Annotated in this window: 28 protein-coding genes; 22 read left to right on the top strand and 6 right to left on the bottom strand. The window is 37.2% G+C overall.

The window, feature by feature from the left end; translation table 11 throughout:
• The first annotated feature begins 36 nt into the window (after window positions 1–36).
• From rpsH to I597_RS06435, 20 genes are all read left to right on the top strand, one after another.
• Entirely contained in the window at window positions 37–435 is a 399-nt protein-coding gene (rpsH, locus tag I597_RS06345; protein ID WP_035327567.1) for a 30S ribosomal protein S8, read from the top strand.
• A gap of 20 nt (window positions 436–455) precedes the next feature.
• On the top strand, window positions 456–998 hold the full coding sequence (gene rplF, locus I597_RS06350; RefSeq protein ID WP_035327569.1) for a 50S ribosomal protein L6: 543 nt from the start codon (window positions 456–458) through the stop codon (window positions 996–998).
• A gap of 11 nt (window positions 999–1,009) precedes the next feature.
• Window positions 1,010–1,366: a 50S ribosomal protein L18 gene (gene rplR, locus I597_RS06355; protein WP_035327571.1), complete on the top strand. Its 357-nt coding sequence runs from the start codon at window positions 1,010–1,012 to the stop codon at window positions 1,364–1,366.
• Between the two features lie 7 nt (window positions 1,367–1,373).
• Window positions 1,374–1,898, top strand: a complete 525-nt coding sequence (gene rpsE / locus I597_RS06360) for a 30S ribosomal protein S5 (RefSeq protein WP_035327573.1) — start codon at window positions 1,374–1,376, stop codon at window positions 1,896–1,898.
• Between the two features lie 11 nt (window positions 1,899–1,909).
• Window positions 1,910–2,089, top strand: a complete 180-nt coding sequence (rpmD, locus tag I597_RS06365) for a 50S ribosomal protein L30 (protein WP_035327575.1) — start codon at window positions 1,910–1,912, stop codon at window positions 2,087–2,089.
• 12 nt (window positions 2,090–2,101) lie between these two features.
• Window positions 2,102–2,554, top strand: coding sequence for a 50S ribosomal protein L15 (gene rplO / locus I597_RS06370; protein WP_035327577.1), 453 nt, complete (start codon window positions 2,102–2,104; stop codon window positions 2,552–2,554).
• A 13-nt stretch (window positions 2,555–2,567) separates the two neighbouring features.
• Window positions 2,568–3,920, top strand: a complete 1,353-nt coding sequence (secY, locus tag I597_RS06375) for a preprotein translocase subunit SecY (protein WP_035327579.1) — start codon at window positions 2,568–2,570, stop codon at window positions 3,918–3,920.
• Window positions 3,920–4,135 carry a translation initiation factor IF-1 gene (infA, locus tag I597_RS06380; RefSeq protein ID WP_013751343.1) on the top strand — a complete coding sequence of 72 codons (216 nt, stop codon included), beginning with the start codon at window positions 3,920–3,922 and terminating at the stop codon, window positions 4,133–4,135. Before secY ends, infA begins: the two co-directional genes overlap by 1 nt.
• Window positions 4,136–4,152: 17 nt before the next feature.
• Window positions 4,153–4,269, top strand: coding sequence for a type B 50S ribosomal protein L36 (ykgO, locus tag I597_RS14670; protein WP_010519235.1), 117 nt, complete (start codon window positions 4,153–4,155; stop codon window positions 4,267–4,269).
• Between the two features lie 5 nt (window positions 4,270–4,274).
• The gene (rpsM, locus tag I597_RS06385) at window positions 4,275–4,649 is read left to right on the top strand and encodes a 30S ribosomal protein S13 (protein WP_035327581.1); all 375 of its coding nucleotides are present in this window, start codon (window positions 4,275–4,277) and stop codon (window positions 4,647–4,649) included.
• 9 nt (window positions 4,650–4,658) lie between these two features.
• Window positions 4,659–5,042, top strand: coding sequence for a 30S ribosomal protein S11 (gene rpsK, locus I597_RS06390; RefSeq protein ID WP_035327583.1), 384 nt, complete (start codon window positions 4,659–4,661; stop codon window positions 5,040–5,042).
• An 89-nt stretch (window positions 5,043–5,131) separates the two neighbouring features.
• Window positions 5,132–5,737, top strand: a complete 606-nt coding sequence (rpsD, locus tag I597_RS06395; protein ID WP_035327585.1) for a 30S ribosomal protein S4 — start codon at window positions 5,132–5,134, stop codon at window positions 5,735–5,737.
• A gap of 25 nt (window positions 5,738–5,762) precedes the next feature.
• A complete protein-coding gene (locus I597_RS06400; protein ID WP_013751347.1) occupies window positions 5,763–6,755 on the top strand; it encodes a DNA-directed RNA polymerase subunit alpha in 993 nt (330 codons plus the stop codon).
• A gap of 57 nt (window positions 6,756–6,812) precedes the next feature.
• Window positions 6,813–7,280 carry a 50S ribosomal protein L17 gene (gene rplQ / locus I597_RS06405; RefSeq protein WP_035327587.1) on the top strand — a complete coding sequence of 156 codons (468 nt, stop codon included), beginning with the start codon at window positions 6,813–6,815 and terminating at the stop codon, window positions 7,278–7,280.
• A 138-nt stretch (window positions 7,281–7,418) separates the two neighbouring features.
• A complete protein-coding gene (locus I597_RS06410) occupies window positions 7,419–8,120 on the top strand; it encodes a hypothetical protein (protein ID WP_035327589.1) in 702 nt (233 codons plus the stop codon).
• Window positions 8,121–8,235: 115 nt separating this feature from the next.
• Window positions 8,236–9,348 carry a glutamine-hydrolyzing carbamoyl-phosphate synthase small subunit gene (gene carA, locus I597_RS06415; protein ID WP_035327591.1) on the top strand — a complete coding sequence of 371 codons (1,113 nt, stop codon included), beginning with the start codon at window positions 8,236–8,238 and terminating at the stop codon, window positions 9,346–9,348.
• A gap of 138 nt (window positions 9,349–9,486) precedes the next feature.
• On the top strand, window positions 9,487–10,776 hold the full coding sequence (eno, locus tag I597_RS06420; protein WP_035327593.1) for a phosphopyruvate hydratase: 1,290 nt from the start codon (window positions 9,487–9,489) through the stop codon (window positions 10,774–10,776).
• A gap of 682 nt (window positions 10,777–11,458) precedes the next feature.
• Entirely contained in the window at window positions 11,459–12,745 is a 1,287-nt protein-coding gene (locus I597_RS06425; protein WP_035327595.1) for a citrate synthase, read from the top strand.
• Between the two features lie 102 nt (window positions 12,746–12,847).
• Window positions 12,848–13,345 (top strand): GyrI-like domain-containing protein, encoded by a 498-nt coding sequence (locus I597_RS06430; RefSeq protein ID WP_052111945.1) that lies wholly within the window; start codon window positions 12,848–12,850, stop codon window positions 13,343–13,345.
• Window positions 13,346–13,444: 99 nt separating this feature from the next.
• Window positions 13,445–14,359, top strand: coding sequence for a dimethylarginine dimethylaminohydrolase family protein (locus I597_RS06435; protein WP_035327597.1), 915 nt, complete (start codon window positions 13,445–13,447; stop codon window positions 14,357–14,359).
• A gap of 16 nt (window positions 14,360–14,375) precedes the next feature.
• On the opposite strand, the gene I597_RS06440 is transcribed toward I597_RS06435, so the two are convergent.
• The 4 genes from I597_RS06440 to I597_RS06455 are packed head-to-tail and all read right to left on the bottom strand — an operon-like array spanning window position 14,376 to window position 19,076.
• Window positions 14,376–15,389, bottom strand: coding sequence for a DNA adenine methylase (locus I597_RS06440; RefSeq protein WP_035327599.1), 1,014 nt, complete (start codon window positions 15,387–15,389; stop codon window positions 14,376–14,378).
• 2 nt (window positions 15,390–15,391) lie between these two features.
• A complete protein-coding gene (locus tag I597_RS06445) occupies window positions 15,392–16,057 on the bottom strand; it encodes a restriction endonuclease NlaIII (RefSeq protein ID WP_035327601.1) in 666 nt (221 codons plus the stop codon).
• A 10-nt stretch (window positions 16,058–16,067) separates the two neighbouring features.
• Window positions 16,068–17,231: a formate-dependent phosphoribosylglycinamide formyltransferase gene (gene purT / locus I597_RS06450; protein ID WP_035327603.1), complete on the bottom strand. Its 1,164-nt coding sequence runs from the start codon at window positions 17,229–17,231 to the stop codon at window positions 16,068–16,070.
• 60 nt (window positions 17,232–17,291) lie between these two features.
• Window positions 17,292–19,076, bottom strand: a complete 1,785-nt coding sequence (locus I597_RS06455) for a DUF885 domain-containing protein (protein ID WP_035327605.1) — start codon at window positions 19,074–19,076, stop codon at window positions 17,292–17,294.
• Window positions 19,077–19,294: 218 nt separating this feature from the next.
• On the opposite strand from I597_RS06455, the gene I597_RS06460 reads away from it, so the two are divergent.
• Window positions 19,295–20,143, top strand: coding sequence for a carcinine hydrolase/isopenicillin-N N-acyltransferase family protein (locus I597_RS06460; protein ID WP_035327607.1), 849 nt, complete (start codon window positions 19,295–19,297; stop codon window positions 20,141–20,143).
• 77 nt (window positions 20,144–20,220) lie between these two features.
• Here the strand turns inward: I597_RS06460 and I597_RS06465 are convergent, their stop codons facing one another.
• Together I597_RS06465 and I597_RS06470 are read right to left on the bottom strand one after the other, a co-directional pair.
• Window positions 20,221–21,405 (bottom strand): pyridoxal phosphate-dependent aminotransferase, encoded by a 1,185-nt coding sequence (locus I597_RS06465; protein ID WP_035327609.1) that lies wholly within the window; start codon window positions 21,403–21,405, stop codon window positions 20,221–20,223.
• A gap of 110 nt (window positions 21,406–21,515) precedes the next feature.
• Complete coding sequence (locus I597_RS06470) at window positions 21,516–22,613, bottom strand: fatty acid desaturase family protein (RefSeq protein WP_035327610.1); 1,098 nt, start codon at window positions 22,611–22,613, stop codon at window positions 21,516–21,518.
• 201 nt (window positions 22,614–22,814) lie between these two features.
• Here I597_RS06470 and rsmG point away from each other — a divergent pair, with 201 nt between their 5' ends.
• A complete protein-coding gene (gene rsmG / locus I597_RS06475) occupies window positions 22,815–23,444 on the top strand; it encodes a 16S rRNA (guanine(527)-N(7))-methyltransferase RsmG (protein WP_035327611.1) in 630 nt (209 codons plus the stop codon).
• The last annotated feature ends 45 nt before the right edge of the window (window positions 23,445–23,489 follow it).

Here is a 23,489-nt window from a genome sequence, read left to right on the forward strand (position 1 = left end):
GGAAATAGAGAAAACCACTACCGTAACTATAATTAAATGAATACAGATACTATTGCAGATTTTCTGACACGTGTGCGTAACGCATCGGCAGCAAATCACAGAGTGGTCGAGATTCCAGCATCAAACCTTAAGAAGGCGATGACTAAAATCTTATTTGACCAAGGTTACATCCTTAGCTACAAATTTGTAGAAGGTAAAGCGCAGGATACTATCAAGATTGCCTTGAAGTATGATCGCATTACTAAAGAAGCAGTTATTAAGGATATCCAAAGAATCAGTAAGCCTGGTTTACGTAAATATTCTTCATCTAGTGAGATACCTCGTATCTTAAACGGTTTAGGTATTGCTATTGTCTCTACTTCTAAAGGAGTTATGACAGGTAAGCAAGCGCAACAACAGAATGTTGGAGGAGAGGTACTTTGTTACGTTTACTAATCAGATAAAAAGACAAAGACATGTCAAGAATAGGTAAAAGTCCAATTACAGTGCCAGAAGGAGTTACAGTAACTCTTGCTGATAACACTGTAACAGTAAAAGGAAAATTAGGCGAGCTTACGCAAGAGTACTCTGGTATTAAGATCAAAATCGAAGAAGGGGTTATTACTTTAGAGCGCGCATCAGATAAAAAAGACCTTCGTGCAAAGCACGGTCTTTATAGAGCTCTTATCGCAAATATGATAGAAGGAGTTTCTAAAGGTTTTGAAAAGCAACTTGAGTTAGTAGGAGTAGGTTACAGAGCAAGTAATCAGGGTAATAAACTTGATCTTGCTGTAGGATTCTCTCACAACATCGTTTTAGATGTAGCTCCAGAAGTAAAAGTTGAGACAATCTCAGAAAAAGGTAAGAATCCTATAGTGAAGTTAACTTCACACGATAAGCAACTAGTAGGGGCTGTCGCTGCAAAGATTCGTGGTTTCCGTAAGCCTGAGCCTTACAAAGGAAAAGGAATCAAGTTTGTAGGAGAGGTAATAAGAAGAAAAGCAGGTAAATCTGCATAATACATAGAGAAATGGCATTATCAAAAAGTGAAAAAAGAAATAGAATTCACCTTAGAATTCGTAAGACTATTTCTGGATCTGCGGAGAGACCAAGACTCTGTGTGTTTAGAAGTAATAAAGAGATTTATGCACAGTTAATAGATGATCTTAGCGGAAAAACTATTACGTCTGCATCATCACGTGACAAGGATATCGCTGCTGCGAAAACTAACAAATCTGAAACTGCAAAACTTGTAGGTAAGGCAATCGCCGAAAAAGCTACAAAATCTGGAGTTGAGGCTGTAGTATTTGATAGAGGAGGTTACCTTTATCACGGAAGAATTAAACAACTAGCAGAGGGCGCAAGAGAAGGCGGTCTTAAATTCTAATAAAGTTATGTATCAAGATTATAAAAACGTAGAGTTAGTAAAGCCAAGTGGCTTAGACTTAAAAGATCGTCTAGTAGGCGTTCAGCGTGTTACTAAGGTAACTAAAGGAGGTAGAGCTTTTGGATTTTCTGCTATAGTTGTAGTAGGTGATGAGAATGGTGTTGTAGGACACGGATTAGGAAAGTCAAAAGAAGTAGCATCTGCAATTGCAAAGGCTATGGAAGATGCTAAGAAAAACCTAGTGCGTATACCGCTTAACAAAGCGACTATCCCTCACGAACAGAAAGGTAAGTTTGGAGGAGCTCGTGTATTACTTTTACCAGCAGCTGCCGGTACAGGAGTAATCGCAGGTGGTGCAATACGTGCCGTACTTGAATCAGTAGGTATACACGATGTACTTTCTAAGAATCAAGGATCTTCAAACCCACACAACGTAGTAAAAGCAACTTTTGATGCTTTATTACAATTAAGAAGTGCAGAGACAGTTGCAAAGCAACGTGGTATCTCACTTGATAAAGTGTTTAAAGGATAAATCAGGGAACAATGGCAAAAATCAAAGTAACAAAGGTGAAGAGCGCGATTAATCGCACGCAGAACCAGAAGAGAATTTTAGAATCTCTTGGATTGAGAAAAATAGGCCAGGTAAAGGTGCACGATAACACACCTAACATCCTTGGTATGGTAAATAAAGTAAGTCACTTAGTTTCTGTAGAAGAAGCTTAATATAAATAACAGATGGAGTTAAATAACTTAAGACCTGCAAAAGGCGCTGTTAAGAAAAACGACGGTCGTAAAGGACGTGGCCAGGCAACTGGAAACGGTGGAACAGCTGGTCGTGGACACAAAGGACAGAAGTCACGTTCTGGGTATAGCAAGAAAATTGGTTTTGAAGGTGGACAAATGCCACTTCAACGTCGTGTACCTAAATTTGGATTTACAAACATAAACCGTAAGGAGTATGCAGGTATAAATCTAGATACATTACAAGAGTATGTAGACGCTGGTCGTCTTACAGAAGAAGTTTCTATAGATACACTTATTGAAGCTGGTCTTGTAGGTAAGAACGATTTAGTAAAGATTTTAGGTAGAGGTGAGCTTAAAGCTAAAATCAAAGTAACTGCTCATAAATTTACTGCAACTGCAAAAGCTGCTGTTGAGGCTGCTGGTGGTGAAGCTGTAACTTTATAATCGATAGAAGAGGATGAAATTTATAGATACAATAAAGAATATCTGGAAGATTGATGAGCTTAGGAATAGAATAATTCTTACGCTTACGCTTCTCCTCGTATATCGTTTTGGTGCACAAGTTGTACTTCCGGGTATAGATGCGTCACAATTAGGAGGTCTTCAGGCTTCTACAGACCAAGGGCTTTTAGGGCTTTTGGCTGCGTTTACAGGAGGTGCCTTTTCTAATGCATCTGTATTCGCATTAGGTATTATGCCTTACATTTCTGCTTCGATTGTAGTACAGTTAATGGGTATTGCAATACCTTATTTACAAAAACTACAGAAGGAGGGAGAAAGTGGTCGTCGTAAGATTAATCAGATTACGCGTTGGTTAACTATCGCTATCTGTTTATTACAGGCGCCAGGCTACCTAGCTGCATTACCTGCGCTAGGAGTACCTTCAACTGCTTTTGTAATGGGTCTTACACCTACATTCTACATTTCTTCAGTACTTATCCTTGTAACAGGATGTATCTTTGCGATGTGGTTAGGTGAGAAGATTACAGATAAGGGAATAGGTAATGGTATATCACTACTCATTATGGTAGGTATTATCGCAACGATGCCTATATCTTTTGTACAAGAGTGGGTTGCCCGTGTTACTGAATCTAATGGTGGATTAATAATGATCCTTATTGAATTAGTAATTTGGTTTGTGATTATTCTTCTTTGTATCCTATTGGTTATGGCAGTGCGTCAAGTTCCTGTATCATATGCAAGAAGAACTGCAACTGGTGAGTATGAAAAGAACGCGTTTGGAGCTAGAAATTTTTTACCTCTTAAATTAAATGCTTCCGGAGTAATGCCAATAATATTTGCACAGGCTATTATGTTTGTACCTGGTCTTATTGGAGAAGCGAGTTTCCTTGCTGACACATCGGTAGGTACTTGGTTACAGACTAACTTTGGAAATAATATATTTGGATTTTGGTATAATTTAGTTTTTGGACTTTTGATTATTATCTTTACATATTTTTATACTGCGATTACAGTACCTACCAATAAAATGGCAGAAGATCTTAAGCGTAGTGGAGGTTTTATAGCTGGGATACGTCCAGGTTCTGAAACTGCAGAGTATTTAGATAAGATAATGTCTCAGATTACATTACCAGGGTCTATATTTTTAGCACTTATCGCTATATTTCCTGCTATTGCAGTAAATGTTTTAGGTATGCAGCAAGGATGGGCTTTATTTTATGGAGGGACTTCTCTACTCATTATGGTGGGTGTAGCAATAGATACTATGCAACAAGTGAATTCTTATCTGCTTAATAAGCACTATGATGGTCTTATGAAGTCTGGTAAAAACCGTAAAGCAGTAGCATAATGGCAAAACAAGCAGCAATAGAACAAGACGGGTCTATTATAGAAGCATTATCAAATGCAATGTTTCGTGTAGAACTAGAAAATGGTCACGTTGTGACAGCGCATATCTCAGGTAAGATGCGTATGCACTATATTAAATTATTACCTGGGGATAAAGTAAAATTAGAAATGAGTCCTTACGATTTGTCAAAGGCTCGTATAACTTACCGCTATTAAGCGGAAAAAAGCTGGATATGAAAGTAAGAGCATCCATTAAGAAAAGAAGTGCCGATTGCAAGATCGTTCGTCGCAAAGGCAGATTATACGTAATAAACAAAAAGAACCCTAGGTTTAAACAAAGACAAGGTTAATAGTTATGGCTAGAATTGCAGGGATAGATATCCCAAAACAAAAGAGAGGTGTAATTGCATTAACGTACATCTTTGGAATAGGAAAAAGTAGAGCGCAAGAAATACTTGCAACTGCAAATGTATCAGAAGACAAGAAAGTGTCTGATTGGGATGATGACGAGATAGGTCGTATTCGTGATGCTGTTGGCGCATTTACTATCGAAGGGGAACTTCGTTCTGAAGTATCTTTGAACATTAAGCGTTTGATGGACATCGGGTGTTACCGTGGTATCCGTCACCGTGTAGGTCTTCCATTAAGAGGACAGCGTACAAAGAATAACTCACGTACGAGAAAAGGAAAGCGTAAAACAGTTGCAAACAAGAAGAAAGCAACTAAATAATAAGGCATAATGGCAAAGCAAACTGCAAAAAAACGTAAAGTTGTTGTAGAATCAGTAGGAGAAGCGCACGTAACAGCTTCTTTTAACAACATCATCATATCGTTAACAAACAAAAAAGGAGATGTAATCTCTTGGTCATCTGCTGGTAAAATGGGCTTCAGAGGTTCTAAAAAGAACACTCCTTATGCTGCTCAAACTGCTGCAGAAGATTGTGCAAAGGTTGCTCACGAGGCAGGCCTTCGTAAAGTAAAAGTTTATGTAAAAGGACCGGGTAACGGACGTGAGTCTGCGATACGTGCTGTACATAATAGTGGAATTGAAGTAACAGAAATCATTGATATCACTCCAATGCCACATAACGGGTGTCGTCCTCCAAAAAGACGTCGCGTTTAATAAGTAATTATTTAATTAATATCTCGAGGGAGAACGGTTTGCAAAGGATTGACCTTAATTTCTAACCACCCTCAAAACACACATTTAAAATGGCAAGATATACTGGTCCCAAAACAAAGATCGCACGTAAATTTAGCGAAGCAATCTTCGGAGAAGACAAATCTTTTGAAAAAAGAAATTACCCTCCAGGGCAACACGGAAACAACAGACGTAGAGGAAAAAAATCTGAATACGCTGTACAACTAGCTGAGAAGCAAAAAGCAAAGTATACTTACGGTATACTAGAGCGTCAGTTCAGAAATATGTATGACAGAGCAAACCGTGCTCCTGGAATTACAGGTGAAGTTCTTTTACAATTATGTGAGTGTCGTCTAGACAACGTAGTTTATAGAATGGGAATGTCTCCTTCTAGAAGTGGCGCACGTCAGTTAGTAGGACACCGTCATATTACTGTAAATGGTAATATTGTTAACATCCCTTCTTACCAAGTAAAAGCTGGTGATGTTATCGCTGTACGCGAAAAGTCTAAATCTTTAGAAGTAATTTCTAACTCTCTATCTAATGCAAGTCACGTTTATGAGTGGATCACTTGGAACAACGATAAGAAAGAGGGAACATTTGTGGCAGTACCACAACGTCTTCAGATACCTGAAAACATCAACACACAGTTCATCGTCGAGCTGTACTCTAAGTAATAACCACTAAAGCTAGAAAACCGATATGGCAATATTAAATTTCCAGAAGCCCGATAAAGTCATTATGATTGACTCTACTGATTTTGAAGGTAAATTTGAGTTTAGACCTTTAGAACCAGGTTATGGTTTAACAGTAGGAAACGCTTTACGTCGTGTATTACTATCTTCATTAGAAGGTTTTGCAATTACATCTGTACGTATAGAAGGTGTAGACCACGAGTTTTCAACATTGGCTGGAGTAGTAGAAGATGTTACAGAAATAATTCTTAACCTCAAACAAGTACGTTTCAAACGTCAAATAGAGGAGATAGATAATGAGACTGTAACTATATCTTTATCAGGTGTTGATCAATTAACAGCTGGAGATTTCCAAAAGTTTATTTCAGGATTCCAAGTGCTTAACCCAGATATGGTTATAGCAAATATGGATAAGAAAGTGAATCTTAATATGGAAATCACTATAGAGAAAGGACGTGGGTACGTTCCTGCAGAGGAAAATAAGAAATCTAATGCTCCATTAGGAACAATATTTACAGATTCTATTTATACACCTATCCGTAATGTAAAATACAGTATAGAAAATTACCGTGTTGAGCAAAAGACTGATTATGAAAAATTAGTCTTCGAAATAATTACAGATGGTTCAATCCACCCTAAAGAAGCACTTACTGAAGCAGCAAAAACACTTATCCACCACTTTATGTTATTCTCAGATGAGCGTATCACTTTAGAGGCAGATGAGATTGCACAAACTGAAACATATGATGAGGAGTCTCTTCATATGCGTCAGTTACTTAAAACTAAGCTTATCGATATGGATCTTTCTGTACGTGCGCTTAACTGTTTAAAGGCTGCAGAGGTAGAAACCTTAGGAGATCTTGTTTCTTATAACAAGAATGATTTGATGAAGTTTAGAAACTTTGGTAAAAAATCACTTACTGAGCTTGAAGAGTTAGTAAATGTAAAAGGTCTAAGTTTCGGAATGGATCTAGCCAAATATAAATTAGATAAAGACTAGGTAGCTGTACTTTTAATAGAATAGCGCTTTCGCGAAAGCGGAAAAATAATTATTACAATGAGACACGGAAAGAAATTTAATCACTTAGGGAGAAAGACTGCACATAGAAAATCTATGCTTGCAAATATGGCTTGCTCTTTAATTGAACATAAAAGAATAAATACTACAGTTGCAAAGGCAAAAGCACTTAAGCAATTTGTAGAGCCTATGATTACTAAATCAAAATCTGATACGACTCACAACCGTCGTATTGTATTTGCAAAACTTCGTCAGAAGGATGCAGTTACAGAATTATTTAGAGATGTTGCGGCAAAGGTAGGTGATCGTCCAGGAGGTTATACTCGCATCATCAAGTTGGGTAACCGTCTTGGAGATAATGCAGATATGGCAATGATCGAACTTGTAGATTACAATGAGATTTATAACGCTGGTAAACCTGCCAAAAAGAAATCTACTCGTCGTGGAGGTAAGAAAGCTGAAGCTGCTCCTGCAGTTAGAGAAACTGCTTCAAACGAGGAAGAATAGAACGGTAAACCTTATGAAAATAGGTTAATTAGTATCGGGATTTACTGCAAGGTAAATCCCTTTTTTTATTTTTGGCGGTATAATTAAATGTTTGGCAAAGTGTTTGCCTATTAGTTACTGAAATTAAAATATTAGAAAATGAAAAAAATAGCTGTAGTTGTATTGTGTGTTTTAGCAACATCACTTTACGCACAAAAAAAAGGTGTAGATGCAAATAACAATGTACTTGGTGCTGTAGCAACATTTGGTCCTGATGGGGCAAACGTCGGAGGGTCAAGTGTTATTTATAATCCACCAAGACCTATAGACGGGACAATACACGTATTTGATACTTGGCGCAATAATGCCATTATACAGACTACCGGAGGTATGACGTTGCGTTTGCGTGATAATATTAATCTCAATGCCAGACGTAATGTTTTTGAATCTAAGATAGGAACAGACTCAGTATTTACTTTTGATTTTACAAACATTGAGAAAATGGTTGTAAATAATAAGACGTATAAAAACATCTTTTCTCCAGTAGAGGGAGGTTACCGTCTAGTAGAGGTTGTAGCAGAAACTGATGATTTTGCTATATATAAAGATTATAAAATCGATATTAAGGAAGGAAACCCTAACCCGATGCTTGCTCAACAAAATGACAAGTATCTTATGAAAGACTCTTACTATGTGAAGAAGGGTAGAAGCTTTAAAAAGTTTAAATTAAAAAAATCTAGCTTTTTAAAACTTGCAGGTAGTAAAGCCGATATGCTTGAGGCCTATGCAGATAAAAATGATCTCAATTTTAGAGATGAGAAAGACCTTGAAAAGATCGCCAGTTACTATGGCAGTTTATAATATTATTTATGGGAGCTATTTGGCTCCCATTTTTTTTGTTTAGATATGGGATAAAGTCCTTTTCTGAAAACCTTTTTTTAACCTATTTTTGTAAAGTTTATAAAATAAATTCTGAATGAAATATCAATCTAGAAGACCTGCCTTACTTTTATTATCAGATGGGACTATATTTCACGGTAAAGCCGTTGGAGATAAAGAAGCAACTTCATATGGAGAAGTTTGTTTTAATACCGGTATGACGGGATATCAAGAGATCTTTACAGATCCTTCATATTTTGGGCAATTAATGGTAACTGCAAATGCTCACATAGGTAACTACGGAGCTACAGATGTTGAGACAGAGTCTGATAAAGTAAAAATATCAGGTCTTATATGTAGAAACTTTAGTTATAATTTTTCTCGCAAAGATGCTCAGGAGTCTCTAGAGCAGTTTTTAGACAAGAGTGATTTATTTGCTATTTCTGATGTTGATACTAGGGCACTAGTAGCACACATACGTGATAATGGAGCTATGAATGCTTTAATTACTACAGATGTAGAAAATATAGAAGCACTTAAGGCAAAGCTAGCCGAAGTTCCCGATATGAATGGTCTTGAACTAGCATCAAAAGTTTCTACAAAGGAGCCATACTACTTTGGAGAAGAGGATGCCGAGGTTAAAATTGCAGCCCTTGATATTGGAATTAAGCGCAACATCTTACGTAACCTTGCAAAGCGTGGAGCTTATGTAAAGGTTTTTCCTTATGATACAACATACCAAGAAATGAAATCTTGGAATCCAGATGGATATTTTCTATCAAATGGTCCTGGTGATCCAGAACCGCTAGTAAATGCCATTCAGGTCGCAAAGGATATCATTGCAGATGATGAGCCTCTTTTCGGGATATGTCTCGGTCATCAAGTAATTGCCCTTGCAAATGGAATTTCAACATATAAGATGCATAATGGGCATCGCGGTATTAACCACCCTATTAAGAACCTAATTACAGGTAAAGGTGAGATAACTTCTCAAAATCACGGTTTCTCTATTAATAAAGAAGAGACAGAAGCACATCCAGATGTTGAGATAACACACGTTCATCTCAACGATCATAGCGTAGCGGGTATTAAAATGAAAAATAAAAATTGTTTCTCAGTACAATATCACCCAGAAGCAAGCCCAGGACCTAATGATGCTACCTATCTATTTGATCAGTTTATAGAAAATATAAAAAGCGTAACAGCATAAAAATTTAATCCCTTCCATTATGGCAGGGATTTTTTTTATAACGCTTACGCGAAAACGTTATCGCGACAATAACCTATCAATTTATAGAAATTAAGGTCAAAATCGTATTTTTACGTAACTAACAAAACAACTAAGAAAATGAGCATTATCATAGAAATTCACGCAAGACAAATATTTGATTCAAGAGGTAACCCTACAGTAGAGGTAGATGTATTTACAGAACTGGGCGCTATGGGTAGAGCAGCAGTACCTTCTGGAGCATCTACAGGTGAGCACGAAGCTGTTGAGTTGCGTGATGGTGGTACAGATTTTATGGGTAAAGGTGTTAAGAAAGCGGTAGAAAATGTAAACACCCTTATCGCTCCAGAACTCTTAGGTGTTTCAGTTTTTGAACAAAATGCCATAGATGAGTTAATGATTGAGCTAGATGGCACTCCTAACAAGTCGAAATTAGGAGCAAACGCTATATTAGGAGTTTCATTAGCCTGCGCAAAAGCTGCAGCAGCCGAGCTTAATATGCCGTTATATAGATATATAGGTGGAGTTAGTGCAAACACACTTCCAGTACCTATGATGAATATTATAAATGGAGGTTCTCATAGTGATGCACCTATTGCATTTCAAGAGTTTATGGTAATGCCTGTAAAAGCAGAGAGCTTTAGTCACGCCTTACAGATGGGTACAGAAATATTTCATAATCTTAAAAAAGTATTGCACGACAGAAATTTAAGTACAGCTGTAGGAGATGAGGGAGGATTTGCGCCTGCACTTGACGGTACAGAAGATGCACTTGATAGTGTAAAACTTGCTGTAGAAAAAGCTGGTTATTCTTGGGGTGATGAGATAATGATTGCCTTAGACTGTGCCGCTGCAGAGTTTTATGTAGACGGAAAATATAACTATGCAAAATTTGAAGGAGAAGGAGGTAAAATACGCACTAGTGAGGAGCAAGCAGATTATCTAGCAGAACTAGCAGATAAGTATCCTATTATTTCAATAGAAGATGGTATGGATGAAAATGACTGGGAAGGCTGGAAATATTTAACCGATAAGGTGGGTGATAAAGTGCAGCTTGTAGGAGATGATTTATTTGTTACTAACGTAGAGAGACTCTCTCGAGGTATTAATGAAGGTATTGCAAACTCAATCCTTATTAAGGTAAATCAAATAGGGACTCTTACAGAAACTATTGCAGCCGTAAATATGGCTCACAATGCTGGATATACATCAGTAATGTCACACAGGTCTGGTGAAACCGAAGATAATACTATTGCAGATCTCGCAGTAGCACTTAATACGGGACAGATCAAAACTGGTTCGGCTTCTAGGTCAGACCGTATGGCAAAGTATAATCAACTTATTCGTATAGAAGAAATGCTTGCAGATACTGCTTACTTTCCGGCAATGAATGCTTTTAAAATTAAATAGAATTAAAACTATATTTCTTAAAACCCTCTCTCGGAGAGGGTTTTTTTTATGAGAAGATTTTTATTTTAAGTCTGGTTTACTGGCATATAGGAGTCAGTTTAAGTAAAAAGTAAAAATTTATTATTTTTTACAAGTAGAATGTTTTTAAAAAACAAGTTTTTAAAAAAAGAAAGAATAAACTTACACAAAAACACTTGTACATCGACAAAAAGAACGTAAATTGCCGACGTAAAGATGAAGTAACCGCTATAAGGTTATCTTTAGACTTTCATTAGGTAGTTAAAATTCAAGAAGTAACACCTTAATAGTTTGCCCACAATTGTTGATACCACGTTAGTGAATAAACAGGTATATAATTTTTTAAGTTGGGTAAAGAGCGGGCAGTGAGGCCCTTTTGCTGCACGCTCGCTCTTTTTAAAAAACTGTATCTAAGCATTAAATCTTTATTTTAAATTTGAGGGCTTAGCTATGATTTCAGAAAGTTATAGAACAGCACTATCTTAAGATAATTTATACATCTCCATCTATTTATTTACGCGGTAAGCAATAGAAAGGTCAAAAGACCGATATTTTTACATTTTATTAACCATCTAGCGGCGTATTATGTTAAATAAAACGACTTCTTTTTTGTAATTTAGCTGTCCAAAATAAACTAAGTAAAAATAAATTTTTTCAGGCATAGATGGCAGATAAAGCAACTTTAACAATAGACGGAAAGAGCTACGAGTTTCCTATCATTACAGGTACAGAGCAAGAGCAGGCAATAGACATTAAAGCACTTAGAGGTGCTACTGGAGGTATAACGACTATTGACCCAGGTTATAAAAATACAGGGTCTTGCCAGAGTGCTATTACTTTCCTTGATGGAGAAAAAGGTATTCTTAGATATAGAGGATACTCTATAGAAGAACTTGCCGAAAAAGCAGACTTTCTTGAAACTGCATATCTTTTAATTTTTGGAGAATTACCTACAAAGGAGCAGCTTGCAAAATTTGATTCAGATATTAAGTCGGAGTCTCACGTAGATGAGGATATGAAGAAAATCTTAGATGGTTTTCCTAAGTCTGCTCACCCTATGGGAGTATTAAGTGCTCTTACATCTGCACTTATTGCATTTAATCCTTCTACAGTAAATGTAGATTCTGAAGAAGAAATGTATAACGCAATCGTAAAGCTACTAGCTAAGTTTCCTGTGCTAGCTGCTTGGGCAATGCGTAAAAAGAAAAGTCAGCCGTTAGATTACGGAGATAACTCACTAGGGTATGTAGAGAACTTCCATAAAATGATGTTCTCAAAACCTAATGAAGCTTATACAGTAGATAAAGAGATAATCGCTGCTATAGATAAGTTATTAATTTTACACGCAGACCACGAGCAAAACTGTTCTACATCTACAGTGCGTATTGTAGGATCATCTCACGCTGGTCTATTTGCTTCAATCTCTGCAGGTATCTCTGCATTATGGGGTCCTTTACACGGAGGAGCAAACCAAGCAGTTATAGAAATGCTTGAGGCAATAAAGAATGATGGTGGTGATACTAAGAAATATATGGCAAAGGCAAAGGATAAGCAAGATCCTTTCCGTCTTATGGGCTTTGGACATAGAGTTTATAAAAACTTTGATCCGCGCGCAAAGATCATAAAAGTAGCTGCAGACGAGGTTCTTGGTCAACTAGGTATACAAGATCCAGTTCTTGATATTGCAAAAGGTCTTGAAAAAGAAGCGCTAGAAGATCCATATTTTGTAGATCGTAAATTATATCCTAATGTAGATTTTTACTCAGGTATTATTTACAGAGCTCTAGACATTCCAGTAGAGATGTTTACGGTTATGTTTGCATTAGGTCGTTTACCAGGGTGGATCGCACAATGGAGAGAAATGCGTCTTAACAAAGAACCTATAGGTCGTCCACGTCAGGTTTATACTGGTGAGAACTTAAGAGCTTTTAAAGAAGTTTCTGAGAGATAAAAACTCAGTAGTACATAAAAAAAGAGCAAGCGTTTAGCTTGCTCTTTTTTTATGCCTTAAAAGCAATAACGTAACTATTTAAAAAATTGTAAATTCACTTTCGTGAAAGATACCAAGCACCCATCACCAGTTATCGTAGAGCAACCTGAACTTATCCTTGTAGGTTTACAGGCTACAATGTCTCTAGCTCATAATACTACAATGCAGTTATGGCAAGCCTTTGGACCGCTAAGGAGGACTATTCTTAATAAGTCTAATAGAGGGAGTTATAGTGTGCAATGCTATGCAGATGATTTTATGACTACTCCATTTACACCAGAAACTAAGTTTGTAAAATGGGCCGCAGTAGCTGTAACAACCGAAAATGACATTCCAAATCAATTAGAAGTATTAAAAATCCCAAAAGGTAAATGGGTAGTTTTTCCATACAAAGGAACCACACGTGATTTTGGAGCATTTGCTCAATATATCTACAGTCAGTGGTTACCAAATTCTGGGTATCAATTAGATGATAGACCACATTATGAATTTATGCCAGAGGACTACCTAGGCCCAAATAATCCACAATCTGAAGAAGAAGTGTGGATACCTATTAAGTAAGCTTTCGCGAAAGCGTAAAAATCACGATGCACTGCGTATATGATAAATTTCATATAGATTGGCATTCTTTTTTTAGCAAAACTGAGTTATCTTTACCTTATGCTTAAACTAAACGTAAAGAACGAAACTTCAAGGCTTAGAGCCGTAATCTTAGGTACTGCCGAAAGTAATGGACCTACTCCAAAACTTGAGGAAGCCTATGATCCAAAATCTGCGCTACATTTAAGAGAAGGAACGTATCCTCTAGAGAAAGATATGGTTCCAGAGATGGAAGCCGTGGCAGCAGTCTTTAAAAAGTACGATGTAGAGGTTTACAGACCGCAAATTATAGAGAACCTAAATCAGATCTTTACACGTGATATAGGATTTGTTATAGATGATAAATTCTTTAAATCTAATATATTACCAGACAGAGAAGAAGAGATAGAAGCCATTGAGCACGTGATAAGACAAGTGCCGTCTACACACGTTTTTAGATTACCAGAAGAGGCGCACATTGAGGGAGGAGATGTGATGCTGGCAGATGATCATATTTTTATAGGTACATATAGAGGTGATGATTATCCAGATTATATCATTGCGCGTACTAATATGCTTGCGGTAGGTATGATTCAAGATTTATTCCCTCGCAAGAAGGTAATGTCTTTTGACCTTAGAAAGTCTAATACAGATCCTTATAATAATGCCTTACATTTAGATTGCTGTTTTCAGCCAGTGGGGAATGGTAAAGCTATACTTCATAAAAATGGTTTTTTACAAGAAAAGGAATACGAGTGGCTGGTAAACTTTTACGGGAAAGAAAATATCTTTGAAATCACCTCTCAGGAGATGTTTAATATGAATTCTAATATCTTTAGTATTTCTCCAGAGGTAGTAATTTCTGAACGCAATTTTACCAGATTAAACACTTGGCTACGCGATCAAGATATCACTGTAGAAGAGGTTCCTTATGCAGAGATAGCAAAGCAAGAAGGCTTGCTGCGCTGCAGTACATTGCCACTTATAAGAGACTAGAAAAGTATTTAATTCGCTAAAAAGAGGAAGCTAATCTTTTTTCTAGAATATGAATATATTCAGTGGTTTTGTTAGATTTATTAGTTCTCTTGTTGTCAGCCTTGAATCTTTGGTAATCAGTCGATATCACATTGTATTGACCATACTTGCTCATAATGTCCCCTATTTGATCTAATGACATTAAACCTTCATTATTGTAGCTTAAAAAAATATTTTTAAATTTGGCATTCGCAATTAATTCTTCAAATTCTTTAAGCACAGTTCTCTTACTACAGTATTTTGACCTATTGTATTCTCTTAAACCTGTCTTTCCCTTTGGCTCAAACTTGTCAAATTTGGATATTGTATTAAGAAGGTGATAGTTAGAACCGTATTGTCTGGTATTGTAAGGAGGATCTAAGTATAGTATGTCACCACTGATTTTTTTAATTAAAACATTACTATCAGAATTGTAAGCCTTGTGTTTTCCGCTGGTAATTTCAAAAAAGGCAGGACTAATAACAATATCTTTTTTAGCTGATTTTTTTAGCTTCTTAAGATATGCTCCATATACTGAAGCTGTGTTAGCAACTTTATCCATACTTTCAATTAAGCTTGCTAGCAAAAAAATATACGTCTTTTCAGTAATTTCCTTATTTAGATGCCAAAGTTCAATTTGTTGGCGTATAGCATCCAACATTTGTCCATTATGATCGGAAAAGTAAAGCCTTTCTCCGTGTCCTCCCGCACAGTAGTTGTTATATATAAATCCTGTTGTAATTGGTTCGAGATTATTTAAAAAATCAAAATATTCAGTATAGTTTGGAATTGACGAATTATTCTCGACGTAGTTTTTATTTAATATATATGCATAGTACTCAATATCGTTTGAAATAACCTTTTTTACATCATTTTTAAATAACCTACCTACTGTTCCAGTACCAGCGAATAAGTCACAAAATACCGTATCCGTTGTGTTATAATCTACTGTTTTTTTAATAGTTTCTTTTATGAATTGAGACAGCTTTAATTTTGATCCTATATAATTCATTCTTAATTGTTCATCAGTTTTTTTGAAACATACTCAGCAGCCTCCTTGCTAATCAATTCTATACTTTTCAATCTGTATTTCACCGGGTCAAATTGGTAGCAACCTTTACAACCTAGTTCCTCTGTATATTTTTTTGTTCCTTCATAGAAATCATATGGATTTCCTTTAATGTTTTTTGCACTCCATCTTAAATTTGTTTCAGCACATTTCTTACAAATTTGTCTTTTTGCGTCATTTGCAGCTTTGGTAAGTGGCTGAAAATCTTCTATTTTTTGTGTTTGTAAATTTGATACACGAGCGTCATTTTTTCTTCCATCTTTATGATCAATCTCAATGATAGTATTCTCTGAGTTTCCAGAAATACCTAACATAACGCATTTTTTATCCTTGTAATGCGTTTTAATATCTTGTCTAATATTCTGGTTGAAGCTGATAGTATTATTTATGCCAGTTGTTCTAATTGCATCAATGGAGTTGCCAGGAGAAAGATTTTTATTAAACTCTATTAAATAGTTCTTCGCAAGTTTTGAGCTCTTTCGGCACCAGCTCCCTCCATTACCTAGTTTAAGTGCTGCATATGTATTCTTAAATTCTGACGTATAAACCCATCTGCTAACACCTTTTTCATTAGGTTGTGCTAATTCTAAAAATAATTCTGTTTTTGTCATACATTAATATTTAAGTAGTTTTAACTTTGGCAGCTAGCTCTTTTGCTCTCGATACTACCTCTGTAATATCTCCATTAAGATCATCATAGGTTACTACAACCCCCATACGTCTGTATGGACGAGAAGTAGGTTTTCCAAAAAGTCTGAAATCGCTTTTTGGCGCAGTAGCCAAGGTATTAATGCCAGTAAAACCTGGATTTTCTGAGTGAGCCGTAGCTAGTATAACTGCACTCGCACCTATACGTTCTTGAGTAATTTCTTTTATAGGAAGTCCTAAAACAGCTCTTAAGTGTAGCTCAAACTCATTATAATTTTGCGTGTTTGCAAGCGTTACCATACCTGTATCGTGTGGGCGTGGAGAAAGCTCAGAAAAGTAAACGCCATCATTTCCTATAAAAAATTCTACGCCCCAGATACCAGCACCGCCTAGCGCTGCAGTAACTTGAGCCGCCATATCTTGAGCGGTTTTAAGATGATCTTCTTGCATTGCGGCGGGTTGCCAGCTTTCTTGATAATCGCCACGTTCTTGACGGTGACCTATAGGAGGACAAAACAAAGTGTTGCCGTCGTGTTGTGTAAGCGTGAGTAGGGTGATCTCATAATTAAAGTTTACAAAAGCCTCTACAATAACCTCTGCAACATCACCTCGAGAGCCTTCTTGAGAGTAGTCCCACGCTCGTTGTATGTCGTCTGGTGTTTTAATGGTAGACTGTCCTTTTCCGCTAGAAGACATTAGTGGTTTCACCACGCAAGGAATGCCTACTTCTTTAACCGCTTTTTGGAGCTCTTGAGCAGAGGTTGCATAGCGATAATTTGCAGTTTTTAAGCCAAGGTCTTTTGCAGCAAGATCGCGTATAGATTTGCGATTCATTGTAAAATTTGCTGCTTTTGCACTAGGTATTACAGTGATTCCTTGTTTTTCATAATCATATAATCGCTCTGTTCTTATAGCTTCTATTTCTGGTACTATATAGTCTGGGCTATGTTTTGCTACAAGCGCATCTAGTGCCTTCCCATCTAGCATATTAATTACTTCGCGACCATCTGCTACTTGCATAGCAGGGGCATTATCATAACTATCTACAGCAATTACGGTCTGACCTAGACGTTGTGCAGCTATTACAAATTCCTTTCCTAGTTCTCCTGAGCCTAGTAATACTATTTTTTTATTCATAATGTTTTGCTTTCGCACTTCGGCAAGCTTAGTATAAACTTCACTTGCGTGAAAACGGTATTATTTACTTTCTTCTATCCAACCATTAATTTTTTCCTCAAGTAGCGCAAGAGGAATACATCCTGTCTCGAGTACTTCTTTGTGAAAATCTCGTATGTCAAATTTATCACCTAGCTCCTGAGTTGCTTTATCTCTAAGTTCTCTAATTTTAAGTTGGCCTATTTTATAAGAAAGCGCTTGTCCTGGATTTGCCATATAGCGCTCAATTTCTGATGTAATACCTGCTTCACTTTCGGCTTCATTTTCTAGGCAATATGCGATTGCTTTCTCACGGCTCCATCCTTTGGTATGGATTCCTGTATCTACTACAAGTCTTACTGCTCGGTGCATTTCGGCTCCTAAGGTTCCAAAGTATTGGTATGGGTCAGTATAAAGCCCTAACTCCTTACCAAGCGACTCTGTATATAATGCCCAGCCCTCGCCATAAGCACTGTACCATAAGGTTTTTCTAAACTGCGGTAGTGTCTCGCTTTCTTGCGTGAGTGACACTTGGAAGTGATGACCTGGTATAGCCTCGTGTAAAAATAAAGACTCGTCTGAGTATACATTATAGGTAGTTGCGTCTGGTATAGGCGTATAGAAAATACCTGGTCGAGTACCATCTAGCGATCCAGGATTGTACTCTGCACTTGCAGATTTCTCACGGAAAGCTTCTGTCTGTCTTACCTCAAAAGCTGTTTTAGGCTGTAGGCTAAAGAGCTGGTCTACCTGCGGCTTTATAGTCTCGTGCATTGCATTAAAGTTTGCAATAATTTCTTCTGGATTACTGTACGGCATTAGCTTTTTGTTAGTACGTACATCGTCAAAAAATGCTTTAAGGTCTCCTTTAAAACCTACTTGCTCCTTTACTTTTTCCATCTCCTTGCGTATACGTGCTACCTCACTTAGTCCAAGCTGGTGTATCTCGTCTGCGCTCATTGTGGTAGTGGTATATAATTTTATGGCATAGTCATAATACTCACTTCCTTGTGGTAAATCACTATAACCAGAGCTATCACGTCCAGCCGCTAGATATTCATTTTGTAAGAAGTCACGCATCTTTGCATAAGCAGGGATTACTTTACCTTCTATCATATTTTTATAATCTGTGCGTATGATATTCTGGTCTTCTTCAGTAATTCCATCAGGAAAATTTGCAACAGGCTTGTAAAAAAGGTGGTTCTCTATGCTAGGCTCTGTCATAGCGTCCATTTGCGGGATGATTTTCTTAATAAGTGATTTAGGAAGTACATAACCTTCTGTCATACCCTTGCGCATATTTGTTTCTGAGCTGTTGAGCCACACTAGGTACTCATCTACGCGTTGTTGCCAGTTGCGGTAATCTTCTACAGTGTTAAAAGGTTGTGCACTCGCTCCACTTGCAAGCTGGCCAAACATAAGATGTGGTGACCACATCTGGTCTATAGGCGTGAGGTCTTTTTTAAACTCCATACCTTCTAGATTGATAGCAATATCCCAGAGCAATACCTCCTTACTCATCTTCTCAGTGTCTGTAAGATCACTGTCGTTAAACTGCTGTATAGAGTCGCGGTAAGATGTATAATAAGTTTTTACTGCATCCTTATGAGATTGAGATAATGCATCTGGAAATTTATCATTATACCTATTATCACCAGACATTGTCGCATTAAGCGGGTTAAGCTTTAGGCCATCTTCATAATAGTTATCTAGCACATTGTTAAATGCCAGAGATGTGTCTCCTGTGCTAGTTGTTTCTGTGGTAGCGTCGTTTTTACAAGCTATAAGGCTTAGAGCCATCATTCCTGCAAGTAGCGTTTTTTTCATAAGTCGAGTCGTATTAATTCTCACAGTATTTTACTACTGATGGTGGTTTTTGTGGGTTTTTACGCTTTCGCGAAAGCGAGATTACTCATTTAAAAAATTACTCTACTAAGATACCTATAAGTACATAAATTATGAGGTACTAACTTGCTTGTTAAATTTGGTATGTATGTGATTTTTGTCGCATCTTTAAGGAAGTCAGGTTTTTAAAGCTGTAAATTATGATTCATCTATTGATAAAGAAAGTGAGCAATACCTCTAGAAAGTGGCTATTAACGCTGTGTTTAATTGCTGCTTGTGCTAGTTCTATGTATGCGTGTTCTATTTTATATTATGTAGATAAAGAAACCGGTACTATTTATGCCGTAAATAATGAAGACTTCTGGCTTGATACCGATGCTTATATACAGATAGAAAAGGCGACTTCAAAAAAGCTAGCTAGATTATGGTATGGCTGGGATAATTTTGCTCAGGGAGGTATCAATAGCGCAGGATTATTTTTTGATGTAGCGGTAACACCAGAACAAAAAATGCCAGACGGGTATGGCTGGGCAAAAGGTAATATAGGTGATGATTTACTGGCAAGCGCAAGTACAGTAGAGGAAGCGCTGGCCTGGATAGAGGGGCAAAAACTCGCCGTGCACCAAAGTCATTTTTTAATAGGTGATGCCACCGGTAATGCAGTTATTGTAGAGTGGATAGACGGCAAGAAACATATCATACCTATGGAGGGTAACACGCTAGTAGCCACAAATTTTTTGATAAATGCTCCAGAAGAAGGTGGCTTTCCTTGCCACCGATATCAATCTATAAACTCACACGTAGATGAGCTAGAACGCAGTGGAGAAGACATCACCTTAAAATCTGTGGGGCAAACGATGGCTGGAGCAGTGCAACCAGCTGCAGACTGGGGTGAAGGTAGAATGGGAGGGACGCTCTACACTACCTTTTTTGATATTACAGCGATGCAAATGGTTATGGTGCCAAAACTAGATGGAAGCAAAATGATGCGTATAGATCTCAAAAAAGAATTTGCACTTAACAAAAAACGAAAAATCGATATGGATTAACTTCGTTATAAATGAAAAAACCCGCTAAGAGATTAGCGGGTTTTGTTTTGCTTTCGCGAAAGCGTAATATATAAGGTCTATGAAACAGCAGCTTTAATCTGCTTCATTGCGTCTTTAATGTTGTCTACACTTGCTGCATAAGATATACGTATACAATCTGGGTTTCCAAATGCTTCACCAGTAACCGTAGCAACATTTGCCGCCTCAAGAAGGTAAAGAGAAAAATCTGTTGCGTTTTCTATTTTTTGACCTCCTAGCGTTTTTCCAAAATAGTGTGAGATATTTGGGAATACGTAAAACGCACCTTCTGGCTCGTTACATTTAAAGCCTTCAATATCATTGAGTAAGTCCAGTATTAACGTACGACGACTTTTAAACTCATCAATCATATACTGTACTTTACTTACTGGAGCCTCAAGAGCCGTAATTACTGCACGTTGTGCAATACAGTTTGTACCACTAGTAATCTGTCCTTGCATCTTGTTACAAGCGCGTGCAATATATTCAGGGCCTCCTATGTAACCTACGCGCCATCCCGTCATTGCAAATGCTTTTGAAACACCGTTTACAGTTACCGTGCGGTCATACATATCTGGAAACTGTGCCATACTTGCGTGATCTCCCACATAATTAATGTGCTCATAAATCTCGTCACTTACTACTATAATTTGAGGGTGCTTTGCAAGTACATCTGCCAGAGCGCGTAGCTCTTCTTTGCTATATATCGATCCAGATGGATTACAAGGAGAGCTATACCAAAGCATCTTAGTCTTAGGCGTGATAGCTGCTTCTAGCTGCTCTGGTGTCATTTTAAAATCTGTATCTATTGAGGTTTTTACCTCTACTGGTACACCTTCGGCTATTTTTACAATGTCTGAGTAACTCACCCAGTAAGGGCAAGGTAGTATCACCTCGTCACCTGGGTCAAGACATACAAGAGCAATATTTGCAAGTGACTGCTTTGCACCTGTAGAAACCACAATTTGTGGGAGGGTGTAATCTAGATTATTATCTCTCTTAAATTTTGTAATAATCGCCTCTTTTAACTCTACATAACCATCTACCGGTGTGTATGAATTGTAATTATCATTTACTGCTTGAATGGCAGCATCTTTAATAAAGTCTGGAGTATTAAAATCTGGTTCTCCTAGACTAAGACCTATGATGTCTTTTCCTTCTGCTCTTAATTCGCGAGCCTTTGCAGCCATTGCAAGAGTTGCAGAGGTTGCCATATTTGTAACGCGGGTAGATAAATTCTTCATACGAGGCGCATTCTTTATTTAGTTGATAAAAGATTTAGTGCAAGGTAACTAAAAACGCCAAATCCTTATGGGATTTGGCGTTTGATATTTTCTTAAAAATTTAACCACTTCTATGCAGAAATCGCAGGTTTCATTCCCATCTCGCGTAAGTGACTAAAGTGAGCGACAAGTGCCTTTCTAGTAGTTTTATACTCGTGGTAAGGTAGGTTAAACTCTTGTGCTGTCTCCTTTACAATTTTACTGATCTTAGTATAGTGTACGTGGCTTATGTGAGGGAAGATGTGGTGCTCCACCTGGTGGTTTAACCCTCCAGAAAACCAGTTCATAATCTTATTTTTAGTTGAGAAATTTACAGTAGTAAATAGCTGATGTATTGCCCAAGTATTTTTCATAGTTCCTGTCTCATCTGGTAGCGGCATATGTGCATCTTCTACCATATGAGCAAGCTGGAAAATAATACTCAAAATAAGACCTGCCGTATAGTGCATAATAAAGAAGCCTATTAAAATTTTCCACCAAGCAAGATCAATAAATACAAGAGGTATAACAATCCACATCGCGATGTATATCGTTTTTGTAATAAGTAGTGTGCTCCACTGTTTTGCAGGGCTCTGTAGTTTTCCGTAAGATAATTTACGTTTCATATAACGTTTCATCTGGAAGAAATCTGTAGTAAGTGCCCAGTTAAAGGTAAGTAGACCATATAAAAACACCGAGTAGTAATGCTGGAACTTATGTGCCCAGTGCCATTTTCCGTGTTTTGAAAAACGTAGCACGCGACCAGCCTCCATATCTTCATCGTGACCGTGTATGTTAGTATACGTGTGGTGAAGCACGTTGTGTTGTACTTGCCAGTTATAAACATTACCAGCTAGTATGTAAATACTGCTTCCCATTAATTTGTTTACCCATTTTTTACTAGAAAATGAACCGTGATTACCATCGTGCATTACATTCATCCCTATACCAGCCATACCCACACCCATAACAACGGTAAGGACAATCTGAAGCCAGGTAGGCATATCTAGCGTTAAAAATAAAAAGTAAGGAACTAAGTAAATGGCAAACATAATGATTGCCTTAAGGTACAGTTTCCAGTTACCTGTGCGTTTTATATTATTCTCTTTAAAGTAGTTGTTTACACGTTTATTTAAAGTTCTGAAAAACTTTGCAGAGTCCGTGCGAGAAAATTTTATAGTAGTCTCCATAATGTAATAATTACTCTCATAGCGCTACAATAACTGTTTTATTGTAGTGTTGTTGAGGTTTTTAATTCCGCTTTCGCGAAAAAAAATATTCTTCTTTTAATAGCTTGGTAAAAGTAATGCATAATATAGGCTACATCTATGAACCTGCGTTAAAATAATAGCGGGTATTATGGTACTTTTACACCGTTAATATACTAAATAATGGATATCATATTAAAATATTTTCCAGAACTAACAGATACTCAGATCGAGCAGTTCTCAAAACTGAAAGATTTATATCAAGATTGGAATCTCAAAATCAATGTAGTAAGTCGTAAAGATATAGATGAGATTTACTTACGTCACGTACTGCATTCACTAGGTGTAGCAAAAGTTCAAACCTTTAATCCTGGCGCCAGTATAATGGATGTTGGTACTGGAGGAGGCTTTCCTGGAGTACCACTTGCAATACTACACCCAGAAGTAAATTTTCACCTTGTAGATAGTATAGGTAAAAAGATAAAAGTAGTAAACGAGGTGGTAGAGGGTCTAGGTATCACAAACGTAAAAACCACAAACGACCGAGTAGAAAATGTACCTGGTCAGTATGATTTTATTGTGTCTAGAGCGGTAGCCCAAATGGAAACATTTGTAAGATGGGTGCGCGGGCACATTGCAAAAAAATCTAACCACGAGCTCAAAAACGGAATTTTATACCTCAAAGGAGGAGACCTCACAGAAGAACTTAAAAAGTATACCACGACTACTATTTATGATCTTCCCACATTCTTTGAAGAAGATTTCTTTGAAACAAAAAAGGTCGTTCACTTACCTATGAAGTATAAAGGATAAGCTAGAAAACAGACCTTTATGTACAGATCCAAATTTCTAATTACA

This window comes from Dokdonia donghaensis DSW-1 (genome assembly GCF_001653755.1).
In the GTDB taxonomy this organism is placed as follows: Bacteria; Bacteroidota; Bacteroidia; order Flavobacteriales; family Flavobacteriaceae; genus Dokdonia; species Dokdonia donghaensis.

Excerpts from the sequence above, each read along its gene's own strand:
- I597_RS06440 (WP_035327599.1), bottom strand. The coding sequence starts at position 15,389 with ATGAATTATATAGGATCAAAATTAAAGCTGTCTCAATTCATAAAAGAA.
- I597_RS06425 (WP_035327595.1), top strand. The coding sequence starts at position 11,459 with ATGGCAGATAAAGCAACTTTAACAATAGACGGAAAGAGCTACGAGTTT.
- rpsH (WP_035327567.1), top strand. The coding sequence starts at position 37 with ATGAATACAGATACTATTGCAGATTTTCTGACACGTGTGCGTAACGCA.
- I597_RS06465 (WP_035327609.1), bottom strand. The coding sequence starts at position 21,405 with ATGAAGAATTTATCTACCCGCGTTACAAATATGGCAACCTCTGCAACT.
- I597_RS06455 (WP_035327605.1), bottom strand. The coding sequence starts at position 19,076 with ATGAAAAAAACGCTACTTGCAGGAATGATGGCTCTAAGCCTTATAGCT.
- secY (WP_035327579.1), top strand. The coding sequence starts at position 2,568 with ATGAAATTTATAGATACAATAAAGAATATCTGGAAGATTGATGAGCTT.
- I597_RS06410 (WP_035327589.1), top strand. The coding sequence starts at position 7,419 with ATGAAAAAAATAGCTGTAGTTGTATTGTGTGTTTTAGCAACATCACTT.
- rpsD (WP_035327585.1), top strand. The coding sequence starts at position 5,132 with ATGGCAAGATATACTGGTCCCAAAACAAAGATCGCACGTAAATTTAGC.
- rpsE (WP_035327573.1), top strand. The coding sequence starts at position 1,374 with ATGTATCAAGATTATAAAAACGTAGAGTTAGTAAAGCCAAGTGGCTTA.
- I597_RS06445 (WP_035327601.1), bottom strand. The coding sequence starts at position 16,057 with ATGACAAAAACAGAATTATTTTTAGAATTAGCACAACCTAATGAAAAA.
- rpsM (WP_035327581.1), top strand. The coding sequence starts at position 4,275 with ATGGCTAGAATTGCAGGGATAGATATCCCAAAACAAAAGAGAGGTGTA.
- rsmG (WP_035327611.1), top strand. The coding sequence starts at position 22,815 with ATGGATATCATATTAAAATATTTTCCAGAACTAACAGATACTCAGATC.
- eno (WP_035327593.1), top strand. The coding sequence starts at position 9,487 with ATGAGCATTATCATAGAAATTCACGCAAGACAAATATTTGATTCAAGA.
- rpmD (WP_035327575.1), top strand. The coding sequence starts at position 1,910 with ATGGCAAAAATCAAAGTAACAAAGGTGAAGAGCGCGATTAATCGCACG.
- purT (WP_035327603.1), bottom strand. The coding sequence starts at position 17,231 with ATGAATAAAAAAATAGTATTACTAGGCTCAGGAGAACTAGGAAAGGAA.
- rplO (WP_035327577.1), top strand. The coding sequence starts at position 2,102 with ATGGAGTTAAATAACTTAAGACCTGCAAAAGGCGCTGTTAAGAAAAAC.
- I597_RS06400 (WP_013751347.1), top strand. The coding sequence starts at position 5,763 with ATGGCAATATTAAATTTCCAGAAGCCCGATAAAGTCATTATGATTGAC.
- rplR (WP_035327571.1), top strand. The coding sequence starts at position 1,010 with ATGGCATTATCAAAAAGTGAAAAAAGAAATAGAATTCACCTTAGAATT.
- carA (WP_035327591.1), top strand. The coding sequence starts at position 8,236 with ATGAAATATCAATCTAGAAGACCTGCCTTACTTTTATTATCAGATGGG.
- I597_RS06435 (WP_035327597.1), top strand. The coding sequence starts at position 13,445 with ATGCTTAAACTAAACGTAAAGAACGAAACTTCAAGGCTTAGAGCCGTA.
- rpsK (WP_035327583.1), top strand. The coding sequence starts at position 4,659 with ATGGCAAAGCAAACTGCAAAAAAACGTAAAGTTGTTGTAGAATCAGTA.
- infA (WP_013751343.1), top strand. The coding sequence starts at position 3,920 with ATGGCAAAACAAGCAGCAATAGAACAAGACGGGTCTATTATAGAAGCA.
- rplF (WP_035327569.1), top strand. The coding sequence starts at position 456 with ATGTCAAGAATAGGTAAAAGTCCAATTACAGTGCCAGAAGGAGTTACA.
- I597_RS06470 (WP_035327610.1), bottom strand. The coding sequence starts at position 22,613 with ATGGAGACTACTATAAAATTTTCTCGCACGGACTCTGCAAAGTTTTTC.
- rplQ (WP_035327587.1), top strand. The coding sequence starts at position 6,813 with ATGAGACACGGAAAGAAATTTAATCACTTAGGGAGAAAGACTGCACAT.
- ykgO (WP_010519235.1), top strand. The coding sequence starts at position 4,153 with ATGAAAGTAAGAGCATCCATTAAGAAAAGAAGTGCCGATTGCAAGATC.
- I597_RS06460 (WP_035327607.1), top strand. The coding sequence starts at position 19,295 with ATGATTCATCTATTGATAAAGAAAGTGAGCAATACCTCTAGAAAGTGG.